The 24158-nt window shown below is 45.6% G+C and carries 26 protein-coding genes; 15 read left to right on the forward strand and 11 right to left on the reverse strand.

The window, feature by feature from the left end; translation table 11 throughout:
• The 3 genes from BLQ32_RS06710 to BLQ32_RS06720 form a co-directional block, all read left to right on the forward strand.
• Nucleotides 1-266 (forward strand): ATP-binding protein (locus tag BLQ32_RS06710; protein WP_175557079.1); only part of this gene is annotated, 266 nt, incomplete at its 5' end.
• 256 nt (nucleotides 267-522) lie between these two features.
• Nucleotides 523-1191: a hypothetical protein gene (locus BLQ32_RS06715; protein WP_074509593.1), complete on the forward strand. Its 669-nt coding sequence runs from the start codon at nucleotides 523-525 to the stop codon at nucleotides 1189-1191.
• Nucleotides 1192-1407: 216 nt separating this feature from the next.
• Nucleotides 1408-2637, forward strand: a complete 1230-nt coding sequence (locus BLQ32_RS06720) for a DUF1572 domain-containing protein (RefSeq protein WP_074509595.1) — start codon at nucleotides 1408-1410, stop codon at nucleotides 2635-2637.
• Between the two features lie 87 nt (nucleotides 2638-2724).
• On the opposite strand, the gene yfkAB is transcribed toward BLQ32_RS06720, so the two are convergent.
• The 5 genes from yfkAB to BLQ32_RS06745 form a co-directional block, all read right to left on the reverse strand.
• Nucleotides 2725-3855, reverse strand: a complete 1131-nt coding sequence (yfkAB, locus tag BLQ32_RS06725; RefSeq protein ID WP_074509597.1) for a radical SAM/CxCxxxxC motif protein YfkAB — start codon at nucleotides 3853-3855, stop codon at nucleotides 2725-2727.
• Between the two features lie 361 nt (nucleotides 3856-4216).
• Nucleotides 4217-5002: a hypothetical protein gene (locus tag BLQ32_RS06730; RefSeq protein ID WP_074509598.1), complete on the reverse strand. Its 786-nt coding sequence runs from the start codon at nucleotides 5000-5002 to the stop codon at nucleotides 4217-4219.
• 359 nt (nucleotides 5003-5361) lie between these two features.
• Nucleotides 5362-5637, reverse strand: a complete 276-nt coding sequence (locus tag BLQ32_RS06735) for a hypothetical protein (RefSeq protein WP_074509600.1) — start codon at nucleotides 5635-5637, stop codon at nucleotides 5362-5364.
• Nucleotides 5638-5967: 330 nt separating this feature from the next.
• Entirely contained in the window at nucleotides 5968-6423 is a 456-nt protein-coding gene (locus BLQ32_RS06740; protein ID WP_074509602.1) for a hypothetical protein, read from the reverse strand.
• 260 nt (nucleotides 6424-6683) lie between these two features.
• On the reverse strand, nucleotides 6684-7676 hold the full coding sequence (locus tag BLQ32_RS06745) for an MsnO8 family LLM class oxidoreductase (protein ID WP_074509604.1): 993 nt from the start codon (nucleotides 7674-7676) through the stop codon (nucleotides 6684-6686).
• 62 nt (nucleotides 7677-7738) lie between these two features.
• Between BLQ32_RS06745 and BLQ32_RS06750 the strand changes: the two genes are divergently transcribed.
• Nucleotides 7739-8104, forward strand: coding sequence for a toxin-antitoxin system YwqK family antitoxin (locus tag BLQ32_RS06750; protein ID WP_244890327.1), 366 nt, complete (start codon nucleotides 7739-7741; stop codon nucleotides 8102-8104).
• Nucleotides 8105-8311: 207 nt separating this feature from the next.
• The gene (locus BLQ32_RS06755) at nucleotides 8312-8992 is read left to right on the forward strand and encodes a hypothetical protein (RefSeq protein ID WP_139150510.1); all 681 of its coding nucleotides are present in this window, start codon (nucleotides 8312-8314) and stop codon (nucleotides 8990-8992) included.
• Nucleotides 8993-9095: 103 nt separating this feature from the next.
• On the opposite strand, the gene BLQ32_RS06760 is transcribed toward BLQ32_RS06755, so the two are convergent.
• The 3 genes from BLQ32_RS06760 to BLQ32_RS06770 all read right to left on the reverse strand — a co-directional run bounded on the left by BLQ32_RS06760 (nucleotide 9096) and on the right by BLQ32_RS06770 (nucleotide 12588).
• The gene (locus BLQ32_RS06760; RefSeq protein ID WP_244890335.1) at nucleotides 9096-10136 is read right to left on the reverse strand and encodes a DNA/RNA non-specific endonuclease; all 1041 of its coding nucleotides are present in this window, start codon (nucleotides 10134-10136) and stop codon (nucleotides 9096-9098) included.
• A gap of 507 nt (nucleotides 10137-10643) precedes the next feature.
• On the reverse strand, nucleotides 10644-11690 hold the full coding sequence (locus tag BLQ32_RS06765; RefSeq protein ID WP_074509891.1) for an aromatic acid exporter family protein: 1047 nt from the start codon (nucleotides 11688-11690) through the stop codon (nucleotides 10644-10646).
• A 253-nt stretch (nucleotides 11691-11943) separates the two neighbouring features.
• Entirely contained in the window at nucleotides 11944-12588 is a 645-nt protein-coding gene (locus tag BLQ32_RS06770) for a peptidoglycan-binding domain-containing protein (protein ID WP_074509610.1), read from the reverse strand.
• 244 nt (nucleotides 12589-12832) lie between these two features.
• Between BLQ32_RS06770 and BLQ32_RS06775 the strand changes: the two genes are divergently transcribed.
• From BLQ32_RS06775 to BLQ32_RS06815, 10 genes are all read left to right on the forward strand, one after another.
• On the forward strand, nucleotides 12833-13549 hold the full coding sequence (locus BLQ32_RS06775; RefSeq protein ID WP_083335274.1) for a vWA domain-containing protein: 717 nt from the start codon (nucleotides 12833-12835) through the stop codon (nucleotides 13547-13549).
• Between the two features lie 131 nt (nucleotides 13550-13680).
• On the forward strand, nucleotides 13681-13995 hold the full coding sequence (locus BLQ32_RS06780) for a heme oxygenase (protein WP_074509895.1): 315 nt from the start codon (nucleotides 13681-13683) through the stop codon (nucleotides 13993-13995).
• Between the two features lie 272 nt (nucleotides 13996-14267).
• Entirely contained in the window at nucleotides 14268-14777 is a 510-nt protein-coding gene (locus BLQ32_RS06785) for a YfiT family bacillithiol transferase (RefSeq protein WP_074509612.1), read from the forward strand.
• Between the two features lie 147 nt (nucleotides 14778-14924).
• On the forward strand, nucleotides 14925-15242 hold the full coding sequence (locus BLQ32_RS06790; RefSeq protein WP_074509614.1) for a hypothetical protein: 318 nt from the start codon (nucleotides 14925-14927) through the stop codon (nucleotides 15240-15242).
• A gap of 93 nt (nucleotides 15243-15335) precedes the next feature.
• Entirely contained in the window at nucleotides 15336-16178 is an 843-nt protein-coding gene (locus tag BLQ32_RS06795) for an aldo/keto reductase (RefSeq protein ID WP_074509616.1), read from the forward strand.
• A 131-nt stretch (nucleotides 16179-16309) separates the two neighbouring features.
• Nucleotides 16310-17296 carry a YhdH/YhfP family quinone oxidoreductase gene (locus BLQ32_RS06800; protein ID WP_074509618.1) on the forward strand — a complete coding sequence of 329 codons (987 nt, stop codon included), beginning with the start codon at nucleotides 16310-16312 and terminating at the stop codon, nucleotides 17294-17296.
• A 45-nt stretch (nucleotides 17297-17341) separates the two neighbouring features.
• Nucleotides 17342-18163, forward strand: a complete 822-nt coding sequence (locus BLQ32_RS06805; RefSeq protein ID WP_074509620.1) for a tryptophan-rich sensory protein — start codon at nucleotides 17342-17344, stop codon at nucleotides 18161-18163.
• Between the two features lie 146 nt (nucleotides 18164-18309).
• The gene (locus tag BLQ32_RS06810; RefSeq protein WP_053167408.1) at nucleotides 18310-18930 is read left to right on the forward strand and encodes a DUF7010 family protein; all 621 of its coding nucleotides are present in this window, start codon (nucleotides 18310-18312) and stop codon (nucleotides 18928-18930) included.
• A gap of 253 nt (nucleotides 18931-19183) precedes the next feature.
• Nucleotides 19184-19279 (forward strand): zinc ribbon domain-containing protein, encoded by a 96-nt coding sequence (locus tag BLQ32_RS20200; RefSeq protein WP_412178104.1) that lies wholly within the window; start codon nucleotides 19184-19186, stop codon nucleotides 19277-19279.
• 41 nt (nucleotides 19280-19320) lie between these two features.
• Nucleotides 19321-20055, forward strand: coding sequence for a plasmid pRiA4b ORF-3 family protein (locus tag BLQ32_RS06815; protein WP_053167410.1), 735 nt, complete (start codon nucleotides 19321-19323; stop codon nucleotides 20053-20055).
• A 98-nt stretch (nucleotides 20056-20153) separates the two neighbouring features.
• Here the strand turns inward: BLQ32_RS06815 and BLQ32_RS06820 are convergent, their stop codons facing one another.
• The 3 genes from BLQ32_RS06820 to glcT all read right to left on the reverse strand — a co-directional run bounded on the left by BLQ32_RS06820 (nucleotide 20154) and on the right by glcT (nucleotide 24122).
• The gene (locus BLQ32_RS06820; protein ID WP_074509622.1) at nucleotides 20154-20951 is read right to left on the reverse strand and encodes an endonuclease/exonuclease/phosphatase family protein; all 798 of its coding nucleotides are present in this window, start codon (nucleotides 20949-20951) and stop codon (nucleotides 20154-20156) included.
• Between the two features lie 105 nt (nucleotides 20952-21056).
• On the reverse strand, nucleotides 21057-23111 hold the full coding sequence (ptsG, locus tag BLQ32_RS06825) for a glucose-specific PTS transporter subunit IIBC (RefSeq protein WP_074509624.1): 2055 nt from the start codon (nucleotides 23109-23111) through the stop codon (nucleotides 21057-21059).
• A 168-nt stretch (nucleotides 23112-23279) separates the two neighbouring features.
• The gene (gene glcT, locus BLQ32_RS06830) at nucleotides 23280-24122 is read right to left on the reverse strand and encodes a glucose PTS transporter transcription antiterminator GlcT (RefSeq protein ID WP_074509897.1); all 843 of its coding nucleotides are present in this window, start codon (nucleotides 24120-24122) and stop codon (nucleotides 23280-23282) included.
• Between the last annotated feature and the right edge of the window lie 36 nt (nucleotides 24123-24158).

Below are 24158 nucleotides of genomic sequence, written 5' to 3' on the forward strand. Positions count from 1 at the left end.
ATATTCAACTGCTAATTTTAGATGAGATGGGTTACGTACCTTTCAGTAAGGAAGGCGCCGAAATTCTCTTTCAACTCATTACCGAGTTTTATGAAAAGAAGAGTTTGATTGTCACCTCGAACCTGGAGTTCAGCCAATGGAACCGCATCTTTATCGATAGCCGGCTAACGGCAGCACTAGTGGATCGACTGATCCACCATGCGCACATCATCACCTATACGGGCGAAAGCTATCGTTTAACCAATGCATTATCACGCATTAACTAACACCCCACCTTTGGCGGCAACACTCTGTAAAAAACGTTGCAACACTCTGCACTTTTCTATTGCAAAATACAGCTATAAAATTGATGTGCATCAAACCCTTTTTCTTGCCTGAATTGAATAGGGTTTTTAATGGATATAGGACCTACTATATCGAAGTCAATCTCCCATATTTTTTTGTTCATTTGAAAATCTCCTTACATAGAACATTTAGTCTTGTATATATTATACCTATAATATCCAATTAAAGGAGATTTTAATGAGAACTATAAGAGCTTTAACCGAAAGCTATGATGAAGCGTTCGGTACAAAGACACAAGTAAAACATTTATATAAATATTCAAAGACGGCCAATTGGAAAGTGAAAACGGTATTTCTTCTTCTCCCACTTTTACTAATGACAGCTTTTGTTTTCTTTCTTTTAGAAAAACCAACTTATTCTACATTAACAATAATCTTTGTTTATATACTTCCAAACGCTAGCAAGGTATTAATTGAGAAAGATATACAACAGAATGAGCTTTTAGATTTCAAAGATTTTGATAAAGGACTCAAGCAATGGAAAGTTTTAATAAAAGAAAAGTCTACAATTAATTTGGATATACTTGAAAATATTTTAGCAGTTGAAGAGATTGTCAGGTATGAAATAGAATACGAAGTAAACAAGCCAACCTTTTTAAGTTACGTGGCAATTCCAACTAAAAATCTTATGTTTCCTATTGCATCATTTGTTACAGGACTTTATATTTCAGAGTATGTTACCGATACTATGATTTCTAACGTAGTGATGCTACTAGTAATAGGTTTTTTGGGTGTTTTTGCTGTCAATTATATGAGATTTAGCTACTACGATTTTACGAAAATATATAAGATCCAAGATATATTAGCACTAATTCACGAGTGTAAAGTTCGCAATAGTATAGTTTGATAAAATTGTGCCTTTATGCATTTAACGATTCAGTTTATAAAACGTAATTAGATGGAAGAAAGCCACCTTCGAAACCGATTGGTCTCGAAGGTGGCTTTCGTTGTTTCTAGCAGTTTCTTGAGTGCAAAGCCTTTAAAAAGGGTATGTTAAAATCAGGTAGTCGTAAGAGAAAAACCATAATAGAAATATTTCTAAGAAAGAGATGAGGAGAAGAATATGGAGTATGTTTTTCCAGTGGCAGTAATTTTATTGATTTCGGCAGCTCTACTATTATTTTATTTCAGCAGAAAAAAATCGTCCACTCCACTTGCTGATAACATAACTGATCAAGAAAGCGTTACGAAAACCATAGATAGTGAGCCACAACCAGAAGCGAATCCTTATGTTGACTTGATGCCGCACGTTTCGGAAGTGCAAAACGAAGAAATAGTGAAAAGACATTATAAAAGGATTGAAGTTCCTGCTATTCTGAAATCCGATGTCCTAAGAACTCTTGCATCTGGGGCAATGGTGATCCGCGATAGTAAAACGTATAAGGTGGAATTCAGTCCGGACGTTGTAAAAGGCTTGAAAGATAAAAGCATGAAGCTGATAGAACGAGTGGATGGCAAGGGATTTCTGCCTGTAGTGAAAAAAGATGGGGTGTCTGGCATCTATAAACAAGCCGTGCTAGTGAAAAACGTAAATCCGGCGCTTGTGGTACACGCCAGTACCAACCTGCTAACTGCAGTTGTTGGGCAGCAGCAGCTGGTCGAAATCCAAAGATCCTTAAAGAACATGGAAGAAAAATTGAATACGATCATCCAGCACAGGGATAACGACTTTTTCGGCAGCATTGAATCGCGGTTTACGTATTTCAAGGAAATAATCGAGCGGTTCAGAACCAACGGTATCATCCTTGGAGGCGTGGAAGATCAGAAAATAGAAGATTTTTACGCGGCGACGCTTCAGGATTTAAAGGTGCTAAACAAAGACCTTAAAGACATTGGCGACAGCATTGACCGGTTAAAGGAACACGAAACGATTCGCAAATGGGGCGAAGCAGCCGTCATAAAGGACTATCGGAAACTGATCGAAGCGTTCAACAGCAAGCAGGAACTCGTGCTGCTGAACATCAAGTTTATTGAAGAGTCCTACGAGCCTTATTTGACGGCTATAAGAAATTATCAGGAAGAGGCTTCAAAATCCCGGACATTGGACGAAATCGTTGCTGACAACGAAAATATCATTAGTGCGATTGAAACGAAAGTGAAAAACATCGAAGAAAACTATAAAGTAAAAATGAACTTTGGCGTGAAAGCTCTGAAATACAGAAATCTGGAGAGTTTAAAAGAAGCGGCTCCGTTGAGAATCAGCCAACAAAAGACTGCCACAAAAGAGATTCCTTCCGAGCTGCTGTTTGAAATCACGGATGATGAGAAAGTGTATGCGTATGTACCTGAATAAGGAGGGTGACCACTTAATATTCAGAGTTAAAAACATAAAAAACCCCGATCTAGTTGGAATCTTCCACACTAGATCGGGCTCTTCAAATTAAACCGTAATCCTCGATTTTTGAACAGTGAAATCGGTTTCCGGATAATAGGCATCTTTCACTAATAAATTTGGCCCCAGGCATTTTGCCGCCGGGCAATGGCAGCCGATCGTCTTCGCTAACGGTCGTTCCAGCCAGCGGTCAAGCATGGCGGGAAGCGAATCGTTTTGGATATTGCCCATCGCAGGTGTATCGCCAAAATCGGTTACGATGACTTCGCCGGTGAAAATATTGACGTTTAACCGGGAGCGGCCGTCCGGATCATTGCGGACGGTGACATTTTTGCTTGAGTGGATGCGGTTCAGCAGTTTGGTATCTTCTTCGTTTTGGCTGCACGGGTAAAACGGCAAGGTACCGAATAACATCCAGACATTTTCATCACGCGCATCCAAGAGGTCATGAATCGCTTTTCTCGTTTCATCGAGCGATAACACTTCCAATTGGCTGGCAAAATCGCTTGGGTACATCGGATGCACTTCATGGCGCGCGCATTTCATTTCTTCAACAATCTGCTTGTGGATGCTCTTCAGATGAGGCAATGTCCGTTTGTTCAGCATCGTTTCTGCCGACACCATAACGCCTGCTTCCGCCAGCGCGCGGCTGTTGTCGATCATGCGCTGGAACTGTTCAGCCCGGCGCTCCCTGGAAGGCTTGCGTTCCATATTGGCAAATCCGCCGTCGACAAAATCATCGATGGTACCCCAGTTATGGGAAATATGCAGGACGTCCAAGTAAGGCGCGATTTCCATATAGCGGTCAAGCGGCATCGTCAAATTCGAATTCATCTGGGTGCGGACTCCGCGTGCATGGGCGTATTTTAATAGCGGCAATACATAATTGGCGACCGATTTTTTTGAAAACATCGGCTCTCCGCCCGTCAAACTAATCGTCCGCAAATGCGGTATTTCATCCAACCGCGCAAAGAGCAGCTCGATCGGCAACGCATCTGGATCTTTATGCGCCAGCATATAGCCGACAGCGCAATGCTCGCAGCGCATATTACATAAATACGTCGTGGTAAATTCGATGCTGGATAAGGTCAGTTTCCCATGTTCCTGAATATCCATATACGCTTCCCACGGATCGTACATTGGGGTGATTTTGCTGAGTGTTGTTGCAGTGTTTTCCATATATACCGAACTCCTAATAATTTTCTCGACTATTAAGTATGCGCTTTTCGATTTGCTTGCGCAAGGGCAGGTTTTAATTCTTGATCTAGTTGATTATTGCGTACCGAGATGGAATCTTTAAAAGGTTCTAAAAATTAATGGTAATTGTACAAAAAGAAAACCCATTCGAATGAGAATGGGGTCTAGGTAATAGAGCTATGATAGTTATGAAAAAATCGAAATCACCGTGAACTGCGCCATGCCCAGAGAAGCTAAATTTATTCTTACAAATTTTTTGAAATTGTGATGTCCAAAAGGAAAAGAAGTCTAAGACAATTTATCAAGATTTTAGAGCATTTTTGAGGCTGGTAATTAGCCTAAGCTATTTATCATTCCTCTTAAACCTTTTCATCAGATTTTCTTCAGCTTCTCTCACGATTTTTTGCTGTGCTGGAACGGCAAGAGTTAATAAGGCGATAAATATTGATAAAAGTCCAATTGTATTAGAAGTATTAATAAAACCCATATTGATTAAATAAAATTGCATGTCAGCAAACTGAGGAATAGCAGTGAAATTAGCATTTTTTAAAATCATTAAGCAAAGATAGAAATAAAATCCATAGAAAATTGTTCTTGTACCGTAGCTAATAATGAAATATGCTTTTTGTTTTTCTATAGATATATAAGGAGATAGTTTTTTTAGGGAAAATTCTAATGATTTTTTTTCCTTTCCTTCAAAAGGGAAAACACTTTTTAAACGCCAATAAAATAACATTTTTAATGGGAAACTAAAATTTATATAGCTCATTATAAATAAACAGATTAACCAACAGATTCCTATAATCTCAATATAGAGGTTTAAGGACTGCATTCTATACAAGGAAAAGATAAAAGAAATAAATGAGAAAATTTGGAGAAAACTAATTAATATGTATGACTTATATTTACCTGAATATAAGATTTTTTTATGACGTGAGCAAAAAATAAATAGTTGGATAAAAATTATAATAGTCACTAGCAAAATCGTAACTGATCTTATTCCTTCAAGAAAAAGAGAAGTGCTAACCAAAAGTACGATCAGTAAGGTTTTAAGGAATAAAAGTCCTATTTCAATATTAGTTAAAAAGGCAACATCACTGAGTTTTAAAATTTTTCTTTTTAATTTCAATATCTTTCGTCCCTTAATTGAGTTTTAAAATCATTTCACTATGTGGCATCACAAATAGTAATTGTCCTTGTATCAAATACTATTCAAACTAAAACTAAACCCACCTAAAAATTCCGTCCAATATTGACTATTGAGCGGATTTTTTGGCGTTAATATTGAAAAAATAATAGAAATCTGATTTATTTAGAAAAATCAATGCAACGTATCTATATAAAGCATTGCTGAATGAATTGATTGTCTCATTCGCTATTACACAGTATATTTACAGCATGCAACAAATAAGATGTTAGTGTTTTATCATTCTTACACCGAGACAAATTGATACCCTCTCGACCGACCTGGCTGGGAGGACTCTATATTTACAGGGCATTTTCCAATTCTTTTTCCGTATACCCAAACATGTAATCTTCATCTTTCCCGTTTGAAACCCAAATCTCTGCAGCTTCGTAAACACTTAAAGATTCAGAACTATCGTCATCATCATCTAAACCAAAGTTACAATTTGTACAATATGTGTCACTATATTCATATTTTTTAGTTAGCGCCTCTCCACATCGTGGACATGGTGGAGTATCACCTGTATAAGCATTCTTTTCTTCCCAACTTTTCCCTTTAAAGATATCAAATATTCCCATCCTGACTTCCTCCTTTATTACATAACTTAACATTAAATAGCTAGTGTTTATTCTGATTTGTTAAATTATACCACGTTTAAAGATTGAATTTATACGCAAATATAAAAAATCTTACAGTACAAGAAATCAAGAAGGAGAAACCAAGTCCCAGGGAAAGAAGAAATTCTAAACGATTCTTACTACATACGACAGTTCATACTTTAATCGCTGTATTGAAATTTTGTCACACGCTGAAAACAAATTCTATTTTAAATAAAATGAAAAAAAGAGCTGCCATCCGAAGTTGGATGGCAGCTCTTAAATTTCCCTTATTTGAATCTATGTGATTAATTACTGATGAACACCCGTAATCTCTTCCATCAATTCAATCCAGTCTTCTCGCTTGAAATCATACATATCCAGTTCAATCTTCCGCAGAACCAAATGGATGCTATCGAACTTTTCGTCTGACCGGAATCTCCACCAGCTTTTCACATTTGACGCCTTTGTACCTGGCTCATAATACATCAAGGTGCCTTCCGGATTGATGACTTCCTCGACCCGGTCAACGTCCAAAAGATTATGCGGGAAATCAATGTAAAGGCCGAGGGACGCTTTATGAGGCGCGATAGATCCGATTTTGTGCATCGATTCCGCGTCCGTTTTTTCAAGGGAATCGCTCCAGGGAACTGGGTTGGGGCTGGCAATCAAGATCTTGCCTTCTGCATTCGTTTCAATCTTGCAGTTCGGAAGACTGTTAAAGACTTCGAGCATTTCGTCCATTTTTTTCGTTACTGATTTGTTCACTTTGCCACTCCTTCAACTAACCTATTCGTCCTATCATAATTCAAAACTCCACTGCTGTAAATATGAACAACATCTTTCGCATTTTCGTCCCGCTGTGTAAAAATCAATTCCGAACGATTTAATGATCCGCTGCACAGGTAACAAGGAGGACTACTAGAAATTAAGACTGCGCTGATATGCAATCACTTTTAGAGCAATATTTTTTATAAAAAGCCGATGGGTGTCCAGCACCCATCGGCCTTCTTACTGAGGACTATAAATTATAACAACTGCTGTGCCAACAACCGATAGACATCCAGCCGCTTTTCCTGGGAATGCGGGATGCTGCAGATCATGGCTTCTTCAAAGCCGTATTGCATTTGCTCCTGCTGCAATTGATCGGCGACGTCTTTTGCAGAACCGACCAAATGGATGTTTCGGCTTGCCTGGATTTGCATGCGGTCCATTTCCGTCAGTGCAGAGTTTTGCGCTTCTTCCGGGGTCATGAGCGGCATGATGCGGCCCTTCATGAGCATGAGGCGCGAAATGTCCTGCGGCAACGCTTCGTATTCCGCTTCTTCGGCCGTCTCCGCCGTAGTCACTAAATACGACACCGAGATTTCAGGTTTCTCCATAAAAGAGGAAGGGACGAAATTTGCCCGGTAGGAATCCAGAATGTCTTTTGTCATGCCGCCGTTAAAGAACTGGGCAAACGAATAGCCGACGCCCATGCGTCCCGCTTCCAAGGCACTATTGCCGCTCGAACCGAGCAGCCAGGCTTCCGGCAGTTGGATATTTGTCGGAGAAGCGATGGTTTTATTGTACAGATCGTCTTCCGGCGCTTCGTCATTAATCAGTTTCAGCGCAGTGTCGAATTTGCCGTACATGTCGTCCATCATGGCCCGCCGTCCTTCAGACAACGCGTAGATGGAACTGTGGTCGCCGCCCGGTGCACGTCCCACGCCGAAATCAATGCGGCCCGGCGCCAGTGCACTGAGTGTTTTGAACACTTCGGCCAGTTTCAACGGCGAATAATGCATCATCATCACGCCGCCCGTGCCGATCCGGATGTTTTCCGTTATGGCGCTTAAGTACGCGGCAGTGACTTCAGGAGCGGAGCTGGAAAATGCGCCGGAGCCGTGGTGTTCCGCCATCCACATCCGGCTGTAGCCTAACTGATCTGCGAGAACCGCGAGTTCCACCGCTTTTTTCATGGCAGCTTCTGCCGTGTTTCCTGTCGTTACAGGAGCTTGGTCCAATACACTTAACTTCATCTATATAACTTCCTTCCTTATATTGCAAGTTTGCACATTAAGGAGTATAGCAGTCGGGCATTGTGAAATCACTCTATCTGCCTGTACTTGTATTTAAGGTAAGTGCCGGCTGCAAATCTTTCCTTGCCGGTCTTGCGGAAGCCCGGTACGATGGAAGAAAGACTGAAGAAATGGAAGGGGCGAACGACTTGAAGGAAAAGAAGCAGGAAGTAATTGATGGCTTGACGATTAAGTATCACGCGAACGGGAAGACGATCTGGTCAAAAGGCAAAATCGCCGACGAACAAGCAGAAGGGTACTGGGAATGGTACCGGACAGATGGGACCCTCAAGCGCTCCGGCCATTTTGAAAAAGGAGAACCTGTCGGGGAATGGGTGACTTATGACAGCGAAGGGAAGACGTATAAAACGACGAACCGGGATAAGTGAAATCGCGCCTATGAAAATCTTGAATCTTTTCAGCAAGTGTTCCGTATAATTAAAGCAAGCTAGAAAAAGCTTTCACTTATTCTTTTCGAAAGGCATGATTTAATGGGCACCGTTGCACTTGTCATCTTACTCTTTTTTCTTCCATACGCCTGGTTTCTCTGGTCCAGCCTGAGTTCAAAAACCAGGAAACCACACTGGAAAAAACCTTTGACTGTTCTTTTGGCATTGGTACTAATCAGTGCGGCTTTAAACTATTATTTTTCCGATACATATCAGCTTTCTTTTTTCCAAAATGGATTCGAAACCAAAGTGGCCATCATTGTTTCGTTGGCGTTTCTGCTAGTTGTTTCAATCATCAACGTGATCACAAGGATCCTTTTCAAAGGGGCGCCGAAGTCTTTCCATAACCCGAAAGTGGCCTGGGTTGTTACTGCGGTGCTCTGCGGGACCATCCTGTTTTTCACCCTATGGGTGTATCCCTTGGCAGAGAAAGCATCTTATATCAATAAAGTCGAGAATGCTTTAGCGCAGTCCGAGAAGCAGCAAGCCGATGAGGAAATCACCGTCCTGTTTATGAGTTCTGAAAAAGAGTGCTTCCGGACTTCCACGAATAATTGCACCAACGATACGTACAAAAACGCATTTTTCCTCAAAAACAATTTGGATACACAAAAAGAGGTTCAAGTGCGGATTCGGGCACTGGATTCCGACGAAAAAGAATTGAAGGTCATCGAATCGGACATCATGACGCTGGAAGCAGGAGAATTGAAGCTGGTCGAGACGGAGGAATCGTCTGATCTGGAAAGCATCTGGAGCCGGACTTCTTTTGAAACGGATAAACGGGTTCGTTCCTATGAATCGTTGTTCCGGTACCGGGATGCCGAGTAAAAACCTTTCCTTGTGTCAAACCGCATTCCATCTATACAAAAAATCCGCCCTCTTCAACGAGAGGGCGGATTTCTTTTTGACTATCAGTGTATTCGTTTCGGGCTTACTCACCGACCATACCGTCATGGTCGTTATCCCGCATATACGGATATAACCAGTGGTCGCTCATGATTGGCATAGAGAAACCGGCATCTTTTGCTTCTTTGATTGTCACTTGGCCGTTGCCGTTTGTATCCACACTCGAAACATCTCCGCCTGTGTTGGCAGGAACTGACTCCACAGGGGCACTCTCGGTGGCTGCAGGGCTTGATTCAGCAGGTTCACTGTCGGTCAAGCCGAGTGATGCGTTGACTTCATCCGGGTTCACGTTGTCGAACGTATCAACGACTTCATTGCCCGCTACCGTGTACGTGTACTGGTAGCTTGAAGGAATCTGTGTGTCTGTATCCGGGTAGGTGATGATGGCTTCGAAATTCGTCGCTCCGCCAGCATCGCGGATGACGTCTTCCATATAAGCCTGGTCACCATGGCGGTTGAGCGTGCTTTCCTGCGGGGTGATGTTATAGGCATTCGATACCCCGCCGAGCGAATCCGCAATGACATGCCCTTCGTCTAACATGTCGCTTTCGACGCCAGGAACCTTCGCTTCATCCGAGTAATACCTGCCGTCCGATGTTACAGGTTCGCTGTTATCGTCCTGTAGAATGATTTCGGCAGCCACGACACGTTCCAGTTGCCCGTGTTCGTTCGTGAAAGCCCAATATTCCCGGTCTCCAAACCCGATATCAACAACAACGTTGGCTTCGCGGGTTCCAGAGAGATCACCGCCGTCCACTTCGATAAGAGAGTATCCTGCGAACAGATCATTCTTTTGTTTGGCCGCGGCTTCCGCAGCTGCTTTTTCTTTGGCTGCCAGTTCCTGCGCAGCTTTCTCTTTCGCAAGCTTCTCGGCCTTCGCTTTTTCTTCGGCTGCTTTCTCTTTTGCCAGCTCTTCAGCCGCCGCTTTTTCCTGGGCTTCTTTCTCGGCCGCCAGACGTGCTTCTTCTTTTTCCTTTTCCAGCTCCGCCTGTTTCTCAGCTTCTTCCTGGGCAATCCGTTGTTCTTCAGCTTTTTCCACGGCCGCTTTTTCTTTCTGTGCTTCCATCTGTTCGCTTTCGACGTCAGCAGCAGTTTCAACTTCTTCCGCTGTCATTCCTACGCCGACAAAAGAGCCAATGATCACGATAAATGAAGCACCCGCCGCTAAAGCATTTTGCTTAACCGTCAGCCCTTTTTTGAACAAAGCGCTGAACAGTAACATAACGATGCTTGCAGCAAAAGCAAGCATAGCCAGCAGCAACAATACTAAAAATAAATTGCTCATTTTGTATTTCCCCCTATTTTCTAACTAGATCAATATGACTATTTTACAAAGTTGACTATAACATGATTGAGAAGGTAAATACTAGGGGGTGATAAGTTTTTGTATGGAATTATTTGGATTTATTAATTTAAACGACTTACTCTTTATAAAATGTTTGTTGTTAAATGAAACTCATTTTATCTAACAAACGCTAAAAAATCCGCTCTAGTGTTGAATAGAGCGGATTTCTTCAGGAATAGGAAATATATATCGGGTGTTTTCGAACTCGATCGCATTCTCATGAGCCAATTATTTTTCCGCTTCCAGTCCAGCCTTCACGCTGTTCGGATCAAAAAACTTATCCACCAAATTGTAGATCGTGATGAGCTCGTAAAGAATCGTAAACTCTGGCGGGAACAGGGTGGGCTCAATAGCATCGCTAGCCGTGACGCCTTTGCTGTTCTCCCAAAACAGATCGGTAATCCGTTTTAATTGGTGCTGATGCGTTTCATGGTCGTAGTCGAGGGAATGCTGCAAGTCGTCCGCAAGCTCCGCAACGGCCTGCATAATGGTATTGCGCTCAGCTGGTGTCCACTCCAAATCATGCAGCGGGATCCGAAGCAAAGCGTCCAAATGGAACTCGAGGTTATGCAGAAAAAGCAATTGCCTTTCTGCCATCTGAAGCTCGGCTTCCCGGTTGCGAACCCACGGGTATAAGCTGAAATCGTCCCGCTGGTAATGGATCAATTTCTCCGTCTTTTTGATTTCTGTTGTCAGCCCTTTAACTATCTCCCGGTCTTCTTGAAGATCCGCATCTCCTTCAAAGAGGATCGTATGGAATGTGTGTTCCAACAATCTTCCTGCACGTTCGCTGATGCTTTGGATGCTGCGTAGAATATCGGCCCGGTAATTCGGCGGGAACACGAGCATGTTGACAGCGGTAGACACGAGCAGGCCGATTGTTGTGGTGCCTAAGCGGATGAAGAACGCAATCAGAAAATGGTCGTGGATGACTTCGACCATCGCGACGGAAGTCAATGTCGCGACGAGCAATCCCGCGTGCAGATTGAGTCGATAACAGACGGCAATCGTGGCAACCGCGGCGAGTGTATAGGTGATCGGGGAATTCCCGAAGAAAGTAATGAAGAGAACCGCGAACGCAGAACCGATCGCAGATGCCGGGAACCGGACAAGCCCTTTTTTGATCGAATCGCTGACGGTCGGCTCAATCGTCACAATGGCCGTGATGACCGCAAAGACAGGCGGCCAGCCGAACCATCCGCAAATAATGGCGGTTAAAAAGATCGCTATCCCGGTTTTCACAATCCGGCTGCCGTTGAAATGAAAGGATCGCATCATTTGTTAACCATCCTTTCTTTTATGAAGTATTTTGCCGTAGTTTAGTATATCATCCATTTCTAACTGGATTCCACGGCAATTCTGGTGACGGAGCCAATGAAATCTAGGTGCACCGGGAATTTGAGTGGCTGGAGAAGCAGCTGGGCAGCGGCCAAAAAGGCATGGAAAAATGCCCATCCATTTTCGGGTGGGCATTCCTTATGGCAGACATTGCATATAAATTTAAGAGAGTTTCTTCCATTAACAAGTTCTACTGATGTTCCCCGTATATCGCGACCCATGTATTGACGCCGACAATGCCATCGACTTTCAAACCTTTGTCCCTCTGGTATTGCCGAACATTTCTGTTGGTCTCGGGTCCAAAAACTCCATCAACCGCTGTTTTTAATCCGTACTCGTTCAATGTCCATTGGAGAAGCAGCACTTCCATGCGGTTCCTTCCTTCGCGCAGGATGAACTGATGCTCCGGTGCAATGTCCATCAAGTTTCTGAGTTCGGCCGGAAGTTCACCGTCTGGATCTGTTGGTTTTTTATGCTCTGCGTAGATGGCGACCCACGTATTCACGCCGACGATGCCATCGGCTTTCAAGCCTTTATCTTTCTGGTACTGCCGGACGTTCTTGTCGGTCGCAGCACCAAACACGCCATCGACCGCTGTTTTTAATCCGTACTGGTTCAACGTCCATTGGAGGAGTTTCACTTCAATCCGTGTGCTTCCTTTGCGCAGCGTGTACTGATGTTCCGGGGCGACGGTCATGAGCTTCGCAAGATTGGCTGGCAGCTTGTCTTCCTTGACTGCAGTTGCATAGCTTACAGCCTCCACCGGCTGAGAGGAGAAGGGAGAGGCAAGCAATAACCCGAATACCAGCAACATGGGAACCCATTTTTTCTTCACGGCTGATTCCTCCTGAATTTGTAGTTGCCCCCTGTGTACCCAGTTTTTGGCTACATGAAACAGCCGGGCAGAAAAATAAAATCCATCAAAATTACCGCTTTTTTGGCCAGCCGAAAAAGGAGACGGCTTCCCAACTATGGAGGCATTTATTATTTCTAATACTTTACATTTATAGGGAACTGCTGTCATTGTGACTACCGTGAAGGTATACTTTAGAAAAAGAAGCATCTAGGGGGCGAAGGTTTTGGGTTTATTCGATAAAATTTTTAAAAAGCCGGAAAAAACAGCGGATTTAAGCGGCATTTCATTGAAGAAAAAAACGGCAACAATTGTGTTGGAGAAGAAGAAGTTGACTGGCGTTTCGGCCAGAGTCGGCATTGTGTTGGATATTTCAGGTTCTATGCGGAAATTGTACAACGAAGGCGTCGTACAGGACGTGGTGGAGCGGGTGCTTGCAGTCGCGAGCCAGTTCGATGATGACGGGGAGTTGGATGTCTGGGTATACGACAACGAATTCTCACGGCTGCCGGCAGCGACCGAGGCAACATTCATGGGCTATGTGGAAAAGAACATCCTGTCGAACTCGGGCGTCCACAAATTCGGCCGCAACGATGAGCCGAAAGTGATGGAAGACGTGATCCGCAAGTACACGAAACAAGACCCGAGCGGTGAGCCGGTGTTCCTTGTCTTCATCAATGATGGCGGATGCAAACCGGGCATCAAGAAATTCATCGTCGAATCTTCAAACCAGCCGATTTTCTGGCAGTTTGTCGGCATCGGCGACTCGAATTTCGATGTCCTGCGGAGACTTGATACGATGGAAGGGCGCGTCGTCGACAACGCGAATTTCTTCCATCTCGACGACATCAGCCAAGTATCGGACGCGGAATTGTACGACCAGCTGTTGAATGAATTTCCGATGTGGCTGAAGGAAGCGAAAGGAAAAGGAATTTTACGTTAAATCAATAGATTCCTCTTTTATTAACATGTACTGCTTTCATGAAGAAATGATTGCTGAATTTGCAAACCTCTAATTAACAGGAGTAAAATTAAGTGGTGATTGATATCAGATTAAATGGGGAGGAATTATTCATGATTACTGTAACAAACCGCATTCAAGTGAAAAAAGGAATGGGAATGAAAATGGCGCCTGCTTTTACAGCAAACCAGCGGCTATTGAAATTCGACGGATTCGAAAAAGTGGAAGTGAACGTTTCCACTCAGCACGAAGATTACGATGAAATGCAAGTGATGATGTACTGGAACTCAAAAGAGGAATTCGAAGTTTGGCGCAACTCGGACGACTTCAAAAACGCCCACAAACGCGATGGCGGAGATGCAGGGGAGTCACCTGTCATCAAAAGCGAACTAATCGTTGCAGAAGTCGCGGCTGTCTTGACGAAGTAAACTCCAACGAGCTGGATGCATGTTTCAAACCGAATCTTTGTTCAATTAAACAAGGCCTGCCTTTCCGTTTTTGCGGAGGAGTAGGCCTTATTTTTTGGTTCATTCATTTTCTTCGAGTAATTTCTATGCGCATGCAAGGTTAGCGGTAAATTTGAAGGTACAGAAAAGTGGAAAAGCTATCCATACTTCCGGTTTACAAAACTTCGCGCCATTGATATAGTGAGCGTGAATGCAATGTTTTACAAATACGCCTAAGGAAAGAGGTTGGACAAATGGATGTGCAATTCCCCATTGGAAAATTAGAAGTTCCTGAACACGTAACAACTGAACATGTGCAAGAATGGCTCGGAAAAATCAGCAGCTACACGGCGCGCTTAAGAGAAGCAGTCGATGGCCTAAACGACGAGCAGCTCGGCAAAAAGTACCGGGAAGGCAGCTGGACGGTGCGCCAGCTGGTGCACCATATCGCCGATTCGCAGCTGACGATGTATCAGCGCCTTAGACTGGCGTTGACGGATGACAATCCGACGGTCCCGGCTTTTGACCAGGAAAAATGGGCAGAGCTGCCGGACAACGACTTGCCGGTGGAAAGCTCGGTCCGCATTTTGGAAGGCTTGAATGAACGGATCGTTGCGATTGGGAAGCACGTGACGGACGAGCAATTGACGCGCGTTTTCACCCACGAAACGAACGGCGAAATCAGCGTCGCGACCAAACTCGCCAAACTGTGCTGGCACGAAGAGCATCATTTGGAGCATATCAAAATCGCCTTGGCGAAGTGACGATTAACAACTTGAACCTACAGACAAAATCCGTTCTATTCATCGATAGAGCGGATTTCTTTTACAAAAAATGAGTCATTTGATTAGAGAAAAAAGATTTCTCATTTGTGGCCCCGGAGTCGAAACACTCAGGAAGGGAGTTTTTAGATGGAGCCGGTTATAGACATCATCCTCATTGTGTTGCCAATTGTCATTGTAGGAGCAATCGCTTTATTTGTAATCAGTCGGCTGAAAGCGAAACAGAAGCGAGGCATGCTCGGCAAGAAAGAAACAACGGAAGCTCAAACGCTGTTGGACAGCTTGATTCCGCTCGGTCTGATTGTCGGAAGTGCAGGCGGAGTGCTAATCAGTCTCTTCTTCCCCGTTTCGTTGTCCATGGCTATTCCGCTCGGTGCTGGAATTGGGCTGCTGGCCGGCTACTTTGCTTACGAATTTTACAGCAAAGCAGAAAAGAGCCATTCCTAGAAAATGCCGATACAGATGCAAAGAGATTGAATCGATTGAGTTTGGAATCAAGGAAGCGTACGCTTAAAACAGAAACGAGAGGAGTGGTTGGGAATGGAAGGAACAATACCAGAATGGACGTTGAATGATGGAACGGTGCTGCCGGTTACTGGACTTGGTACATACGGGCTTTGGGGAAATGCCGGGGCGAACGCCGTCAGCAGCGGCATCAATGCCGGCTACCGGCTGATTGATACGGCTTATAATTATGAGAACGAAGGTGCTGTCGGGGAAGGCATCAAGCGCAGCGGCATTTCCCGTGAAGACATCTGGGTGACGTCCAAACTGCCGGGCCGCTACCACAATTACGAGAAAGCCTTGGTGGCGATTCAGGAATCCTTGTACCGTTCGAACCTGGATTATTTTGACCTGTATGTGATCCACTGGCCGCTTCCGAATCAGGACCAATACGTGGAAGCGTGGCAAGCCTTGATTGATGCGCAGAAATGGGGGCTTGTCCGGTCGATTGGCGTCAGCAACTTCCTGCCGGAACACTTGGAGCGCATTATTGGAGAGACCGGGGTCACGCCGAGTCTGAACCAGGTGGAACTGCATCCGTTCTTCAATCAGGAAGAACAACGGAACTTTCACCAGAAACACAATATCCAAACCCAGTCATGGAGTCCGATTGCCCGGGCTGCGGATATTCTGTCGAATGAAACGGTCCAAAAAATCGCTGGAAACCACAACAAGACGGTTCCCCAAATTGTGCTGCGCTGGCAGTACCAGATCGGCTCTGTTTCAATTCCGAGATCCACTTCGCCTCAGCGGCAGCGGGAAAACCTGGAGATTTTTGATTTTGTTTTAAACGAAAATGAAATGGCTGAAATCGCTGCTTTGACACGTCCGGATGGTCGCTTGTTTGATATGGACCCAGCAACGCATGAAGAGTTTTAAGATAAGCAATAACACACCCGTCGCAAGACACTGGCGGGTGTGTTTTTTATTCCCTTTTGGCAGGGTTTTGCTGGAAAACAGTTTTGCCGCAAAGCCAATAAGGGAAGAGAAGGGAGAGGAGGGGTAAAGACATGAATAATTTTAAAGCGATCGTTGTGAAAGAACAGGAAGACGAAGTGGTTTACGGCGTGGAACAAATAGGCGAGGACCAATTGTCAGAGGGGGATGTCACCATCCAAGTGGCGTATTCGTCGATCAACTACAAAGACATGCTGGCGGTGCAGAAAAAAGGCGGCGTCATCCGGAACTATCCGATGATTCCGGGCATCGATTTGAGCGGTACGGTAGTCGAGTCGGCCGATTCCCGTTTACAAAAAGGGCAGGAAGTCATCGTTACCGGATTTGAAATGGGCATGAGCCATACCGGCGGATTTTCCGAATATGCCCGCGTGCCTGCAGACTGGGTGGTCGCATTGCCGGAAGGCTTAAGCTTACGGGACGCCATGGTTTTCGGAACCGCCGGATTCACGGCGGCCTTGTCGATCCTGGCATTGGAGAAAAACGGCATGGATCCGAAAAACGATCCGAAAATCCTGGTGACCGGTTCGACCGGCGGTGTCGGCAGCGTTGCGCTGCAGCTGCTTGAAAAAATCGGCTACGGAAACATCACGGCATTGGTCCGAAAAGACCATCAAGAAGAAGTGGCGAAATCTCTCGGCGCGCATGCGGTCATTTTCCCGGACGACTTGGGCGAATTGAAAAAGCCGTTGAACAAAGAGAAATTCGATTATATCCTGGATACGGTTGGCGGGGACATCACTTCCGTGTTGATCCCGCAGCTTTCCTACGGCGGCAGCATGAGCATGTGCGGCATGGCAGCGGGTGTTGAGCTGAAAGCGACTGTCTTGCCGTTTATCCTGCGAGGCGTCAATTTGCTCGGCATCGATTCAGTCAATGTGCCAATCGACAAGCGCCCGGCGATTTGGGCGAAAATGGCGAAAGACTGGAACATTGCCGGAACGACGTTGGTAGACGAGATTTCGCTCCAAGAAGTGCCAGGCACCATTGATGCCATCAAGAACGGACAGCATCTCGGACGGACGATTGTAAAATGCTAATGAAAAGCTTTAGGCAACAAAAAATAAGGAAAGGATGGGGTCATCATGAATGACAGCACGCTGAAAAAAGTAACGCTGTTTACGATACTAAATCTGGTTTTTTATTTTTTGACGCTCGGCGTCAATTACCTCGGCTCTTCCGGTTTTTTCAACGGACAAAGCCAAGGGGACATCTCTGACCAGTACATGACGCTGATTTCTCCGGCGCCGTTTACGTTTTCGATTTGGGGCGTCATTTATAGTCTGGTGTTGATTACGCTGGTTTATTTGTTGATCAAACGGAAAGATGCGGGAGTCAGCAAGCTTGTGCTGTTGATTTCGCCGTGGTTTATCTTGAGCTCGGTATTCAACATGGCCTGGATCGTCGCATTCTCGTATGAGAGATTATTCATCTCGACGCTTTTGATCATCGGCTTGCTGTTCTCGTTGCTCGTCATCATCGGGAAAATCTATACGCATCGCTTTGAAGTCCCAGCGACCTTGGCAGGGCTTAGCTTCACGCTTTACTGTGCATGGGTGACCATCGCGACTGTCGTCAACACTTCGCTGTTATTGGTACAACTGGAGTGGAACGGTTTCGGCATTTCCTATTCAGTTTGGACGCTGATCATCTTGGTGGTTGCGATTGCGTTCGTGCTCATCTACATCTCGCGGTACAAAAACGCTGCCTACCCGCTGCCTTTGGCATGGGCGTTCTTCGGAATCTACGGTTCGTATCGAAGCGGCCGGGTCGACCCCGAGCTGGCGACAGCCATCCAAGGACTTTTGATTGCCGGCATCGTCATCTTTTTGATAGCAGCGGTGTGGAGATTTATTAAGAACGGGAATGCACTTTTCTATAAACATACGGGAGAAGGGCGTTCTTGACTCTATGAGACAAATAAAAGCCGCCATTTCAGAAGTTGGCAATTCTGAAATGGCGGCTTTTAAGTTTTATTAAGGCTATAGGACAAAAGGATTGATAGTTGCAGGCAGGGGTATAATTCCTTATAACGAAGCAAAGGAGGAAGAATATGGCGGCAGATGGTCAACTTTCACCGAAAGCAGCGGTACACGGAACAGCAAACGGCGTGTTTTTCATGGCGATTTTTGGTGTATTATGGGCTTATACAGGGATCATGGGTTTGCAAAAACCGGCAGGCACAACACGCTGGTTACTGGCAATCGCCATTTTGGTGGGGGTGGGCTTCTGCGTGGCCGGTTTCTTATTGATGCGCTCAGCGCGCCGGTTTCCGGGAGGCGGCCAAAAACCCGGCAAGCGGCATTTGCTGAAGTTCAATTTAATTTTTGCTGCTGAAGGAGTCTTGATTGCGGCTGTCATCGTTCTCTGCAATGCCACCGGAAATTTGAATTTGATTCCGATTCTTGTCGCGGTAATTGTCGGTCTCCATTTTCTTCCCCTCGCATCTCTTTTCGGGGTAAAGCTCTATTATGCTACAGGCCTCTTACTGTGCTTGCTCGCTTTGTTTACATGGCTTTTTATTCCGGAGAATCTGGTATTTGGAGACGATGAAGCAAACGCTTATATGGTGATTGTCGGCTTCGGTTCTGCATTGATCTTGTGGGTGACTGCCTTTCTCATACTTGGGATTGGAAGGAAAATCATCGGTGAGGTGAAGAAGGTTCCTGCATGAAAAATACCTTGAAATAATTTCGATACTGCACTTCAGTTTATATTTAATGCTTTGCCATACCCGCTTCTTTAATATTTGGCGTATGGTTTTTTCTTGTTATTTAAGGAAATAGATTGTACGGAGTCTATGAGTTATTTAGAGAATAAGAGAAATTGGCTCTTTCTGGATAGGAGAATCAAGACCGGGTGGTGAATTTAAGAAAGAAGGCCAAATGTCTGGAAATACCCTATTTATTCTTAAAGGTAGAATAGCTATGGAAAAGCAGGGCTGCAAGAAAAGCGGCTATTCCGAGTTTTACAACAAGAAAATTACAAATGCTGAGAGCGCCTTAGATATATTCTTGGTATGATAAAGAATAACGTTCTATTTTAAAAGTGGAGGAAACTCATAATGAAATCTTACATCATCAAAATCGAATTAGAACATTCCGATCCGCTGATTTGGCGACAAGTGATTATGCCGGCAGGAGCGACTTTCAATATGCTGCATGACATCATCCAGCAGGTGACGAATTTCCAAAGCGGCTATCCTTATGAAGCATATCATCTGTTTGAGTTCGATTTAGAAGAGGACAACATTCGGGTGACGAATGATGAGGAAGCGTACCTCGAGCATCAGTATTTCAAAAAAAATCGCACAGAGTTCTCAGAGCGGCTGAAGAATATGGAGCCGGCGCATAAACGCTTTGAAGAAGCTTATCAAAAACGCCTTTCGACAACGGTAAGGAAACCTTCAGGCATCAAGATTGATGAATATTTAGAGAAGCATGGCGAGCTTCTGTATCGGTACGATTTTGGGGACGGCTGGGAATTTCGGATTCAACTGGAATCGATTGTGGAAGACTATTATTTCGGATTTCCAACACTGCTGGACGGAGCAGAGACGGCACCACCGGAAGATGTGGGCGGCATTCATGCATTTTATGAGTTCCTCCAAATTTACCGCGATCCACAGCATCCGGAGCACCAAGAAATGAAGACTTGGGCAGACAGCCAGTCCTTCAAAGAATATGACCCAGACCGCATGAATGGAAGACTGAAAAGCCGGATGTACAAAAAAACGGAGTGGGATAAGATCCATCATGAAAACCATAGGGTGATTGAAGATAAATACCGGAAAAGTTGATTCACTGTTTCCACATGTGGGGTACTACTTCTGAACAAAAAGAATGAAGAGCATATCCGGTATTTTGCCGGATATGCTCTTCGTTTTATTCATCGTGTTCAATTCACCAATTCCAGCTCCACTTCCACCCCGAAATGATCCGATATCACCGGCTTATGGCTCCCATTAAAAATGACCCGCGACGACTTAACGCGCACAGCTTCCGTTGAAAGGATCAGGTCGATGCGAAGGTCTTCCTTGTTCTCGCTCCAGCCGGTGATTTTCCCTTTCACGGTGATGCCGTCGTCTTTTTCTTCCGCCAGTGTATAGGTGTCGTACAAACCGTGTTCCATCAAGTACGCATAGCCTTCGCCTTTAAGTGCGGCGTTGTTGTTGAAATCGCCCAGCAGGAACACCGGCACATCTTTTCGGATGTGCTGAAGCAGCTGGTCGGCTTGGTATTTGAACGGTTCTTCCGGGTCATGCCACCAGCCGGTGTGGCAGGAGTAGAAGGTGAGCGGCCGGCCATCGAAGCGGATGGTGGCTCCGACAATTTTACGGGTACTATGGGAATGCTTGTTGGTGTCTTGGCTGACGAAGAACGAATGCTCTTCAATGACCGGATGGCGCGTCAGGATCACCAGGCCTTCTTCATACTTGCCATACACGAGATGGGAAAAGCCCCAGACCATCGTATAGCCGGTCACACCGAGCTTCTCCATTTCCTGAAGCAGCACCAATGCGTAATTGTCGGGTTCTACAATGTGTTCTTCCGATTCTTTTCCGAGCGACTGATTGACTTCCTGCAGCGCGATGACGTCATAATCGTTTTCCTGGATGGCTGCCGCCAAGTGGCGGATCTTCTCCAGCTGGTTTTCTTCATGCCAGGCATGGGCATTCAATGTCAGTAGTTTCATGCTTGTCATCCTCCAAATCATTTTGATGGCCGAGCTTCTTATTGAAAAAGCCGGATCGATACGAATAGATTCGCGCCGATCCGGCTTTGGAGTTGTTAAATTGCTTTAGATTTCTTCGGTTCCGCCAGTGATTTCAACGATGTTTTTGGCGTTTGCCTCAACATGGCCGGATGTTTTGATCTTTACGGATTGGCCTTCTTGAAGGTTCGTGAAGACAATCGGCGTGATGATGGACGGTGCATGTTCTCCGATATAGGAAAGGTCCATTTCCATCAGCAATTGCCCCTGTTCGATCAAATCGCCTTGTTCGACGCGGGACGTGAAGCCTTCGCCTTTCAGGTGGACGGTGTCAATGCCGATATGGATCAAGAGTTCCGTGCCGTCGTCCGCTTTAATGCCGATTGCGTGTTTGGTCGGGAACAACGTGACGATTTCACCGTTCACGGGAGAAACGACTTTGCCTTCTGAAGGTCTGATCGCAAATCCATCTCCCACCATGCGTCCGGAAAATACCTGGTCCGGCACATCAGTGATCGGCAGGATGTCTCCCGTGATCGGGCTTCTGAAGTCAAGCGCATCCAAACGGACGATTGCGTCTCCGCCGTCTTTTGCCTGGTTGATCACATTGGATGCAGCTGTTTTCGTGCGCGGCGTTTTGCCGTTGATGATATCCTGTATTTGTCCGCGCAAATTATCCGAGACAGGGCCGAAAATCGCCTGGATGTTGTTGCCGACTTCCATGACGCCGGAAGCCCCGAGCTTTTTCAAGCGGTTCTTGTCGACCTGGCCTTTGTCCTCTACACTGACGCGCAGGCGTGTGATGCAGGCATCCAGATGGGTGATGTTCTGTTGGCCGCCCATCGCTTCCAGGATTTCATACGGCAGGTCGCCGACAGCTTCTCCGCTTTCTTCGTCTTCTTCTTCGTCTTCACGGCCAGGTGTCATCAAATTGAACTTCTGGATGGCAAAGCGGAATCCGAAATAGTAGATGACGGCAAAGAATAGACCTACGACAATGACCCAGAACCATTCCGTTTTGCCCGGCATGACGCCGAAGAGCAGGAAGTCGATCAGGCCGCCGGAGAAGGTCATGCCGATTTTCACATCAAGCAAATGCATGGTCATGAACGACAGTCCCGCGAATATCGCGTGGATTCCGAACAAGACCGGTGCAACAAATAAAAACGCAAATTCAAGCGGTTCGGTGATGCCTGTCAAAAAAGAAGTCAGAGCGGCTGACGCCATGATACCGCCAACCACTTTTTTGCGTTCCGGACGTGCGCAGTGGTAAATGGCAAGCGCCGCTGTCGGAAGGCCGAACATCATGAACGGGAATTTACCGGTCATGAACGTGCCGGCTGTGAAATCCACACCGTCCCGCAGCTGCTCAAAGAAGATGCGCTGGTCGCCGCGGATGATTTCGCCTGCAGCATTTGTGTAAGAGCCGAACTCAAACCAGAACGGCGAATAAAAGATGTGGTGCAGCCCGAAAGGAATCAACGCCCGTTCAATCACCCCGAAAACAAAGGCAGCAAGTGTGCGGTTGGTTTCCAGCATGAAGTGGGACAGTGCATTCAAGCCATTCTGTGCGAACGGCCATACCAGGAACATGGCAATGCCGAGAAGCAAAGCGGAGAACGCCGTGATAATCGGAACAAAACGCTTTCCTGCAAAAAAGCCGAGAAATTGCGGCAAGTTGATATTGAAGAATTTATTGTACATGGCGGCTGCCAGAATCCCGACAATGATTCCGCCAAATACGCCGGTCTGCAATGTGGGAATTCCTAGGACCATGGCGTATGCCGGGTCCGTCGTCATCTCCGCAGTAATGCCGCCGAACGCTTTCATGGTGACGTTCATGATCAGGTAGCCGATGATGGCAGCGAGCCCTGCGACACCGTCTCCGCCGGCAAGGCCGATTGCGACGCCGACTGCAAAGAGCAGCGGCAAATTGTCAAAAACCACACCGCCGGCTTCCGCCATGACGTAGAGCAGGGACTGGATCCAGGAAGCACCGAAGAATGGGACCGCTTCCACAAACGTGTCTTGTGAAAAGCTTGTGCCGAAAGCCAGCAAAATTCCGGCTGCAGGCAAAAGTGCCACAGGCAGCATCAATGCCTTTCCGACTTTTTGAAGTGTACCGAATAAATTAAAAGACATTATAATTCCTCCTTATTGAATGGGTAGAGCGGATAAAGCGGGATGGCAATTCAACCACAAAAAAAGGCATGAGCAGAAAAGGCACGGGTAAAAAGAGGGAGGTCCCCCTTGGATTAACCGTTGCACCTTTTCATACTCATGCCTGATCGAATCAGTAACACGTATGAATTAGTTTGGGTGGGTCAAGCGCTGCAGATGAATCGTCAGATAAAGCACTTCCGCTTCGTCTACGGGCTTGTTCAATTGGTTTTGCATAACTTTTATCAGCTTCCAAGCCAGATTATAGCATACGGGGTATTCGGCTTTCAACACCTCTTGGAGTTTATTTTCTTCGCCAAGCGCTTCGCCTTGATGGACGCGGTCGATTGCCCGGTGCAGATGCTGGATTAAGCGGTGGTAATTGACGTTGTCTTTGACCAGGTCGACTTTCAATTCACTTTGGATCAGTTCCGTCAGCCGGGAGATGAGTGCGTGGTCCCGGTTGATATCGCGCAAGGCTTTGTCGGTCACCGCACTATGGATATGGAGGGCGATAAAACCGATTTCCCCTTCAGGAAACACGACGCCCATACGGGTTTCCACTTCTTTTACCACGTCTTTTGCCACCCGGTATTCTTTGGGGTACAGCGTTTCAATCTCCAGCAGGAACGGATTGGAGAACTGGATGTTTTTCTTTGCCCGTGTAATGGCGAAAGACAAGTGATCGGTCAAGGCCACATGAATGTGTTCGTTGAGCTTTTTGCCCATGTTCTCCTCGATGAACACCAGCCATTCATTGATGGAAGCAATCAGGTCTTCATCAATATGCGGAATCAGGTTGACGTATTGTTCTTTTTCCGCCTCATCCTGCAGCAGGAAGGTTTTGTCGGCATGGCCAAACGAAATGACGTCTCCTTTTTTCCGGTTAAAGCCGAGGCCGTTTCCGATCAATACGACTTCTTTATAAGCATCGTGGCGGGCAATCACCACATTATTATTCAATACTTTTTCGATGGTCAATAATTGCTCCATTTTATCTTCCATTCAAGTGAACCTCGCTCTCTGTTG

The organism is Planococcus glaciei, assembly GCF_900099655.1.
Classification (GTDB): Bacteria; Bacillota; Bacilli; order Bacillales_A; family Planococcaceae; genus Planococcus; species Planococcus glaciei.